This is a genomic window from Stenotrophomonas nitritireducens, assembly GCF_001431425.1.
Taxonomy (GTDB): domain Bacteria; phylum Pseudomonadota; class Gammaproteobacteria; order Xanthomonadales; family Xanthomonadaceae; genus Stenotrophomonas; species Stenotrophomonas nitritireducens.
The window spans coordinates 1-711 of record NZ_LDJG01000060.1; the positions used below are offsets into that span (position 1 = coordinate 1).

The 711-nt window shown below is 60.2% G+C and carries 1 protein-coding gene; it reads right to left on the reverse strand.

The window, feature by feature from the left end; genetic code table 11:
• Window positions 1–711 (reverse strand): PilC/PilY family type IV pilus protein (locus ABB22_RS17415; protein WP_275452924.1); only part of this gene is annotated, 711 nt, incomplete at both ends.

Sequence of the window (711 nt, forward strand, 5' to 3'; positions counted from 1 at the left end):
GCTCCGGCGGCGGCAGATCCACATACCAGCCGGATTTATCGGCCGACAAAGGTGAATAGGTCTCGAAACCACGCGCGCTCTCGCCCTTTGCCGTTGTTCCGGAATATGGAATCGTACGCGCCTGCAGCTTGCTACGCCCGCCAGTAATCGCAGCCCCCGAATCGATGATGCCATACAAGCTCTGCGTCTGCGAAGTCGTCCCGGGCACGTCGGTACTGGAAATGAACCGCCCCGTACCAAAACCGACGAAGACGGTTCCGGTACTGCTGCGCCCGACAGACAGGCCACCAGTGATCGGCTGCGGAGCATTCGACGCGTCTACCGCCTGGAACAGTTTGACCGCGGCCGAAGGCGTGCTGCCGCTGAAGTCCCAGCGCCAGATATTACCGAGCAGATCACCGCCGTACACCACATCAAGCAGGCCATCACCATTCAGGTCCGCCAAACCCAACGACATCAATCCATTGCCGCTACCAGGATCGGCGATCAACTCGCGAGTGGCCACAATGCCACCATTGGCGTCCAACTCATAGGCATACAGCGTGGCCGTACCGTTCGGGCTGTCGATGCCATTGGGGACCAGTGCATAGGTCTTCCCACCATTACCCTTGCGGATCCGCACGGCACCGAGCACATAACCCATGTTCTTGTCGGTGGTGACGTCCTGACTGGTCTTGTCCCACAGCACCTTCGTCGCGTCCATTGCGGCCG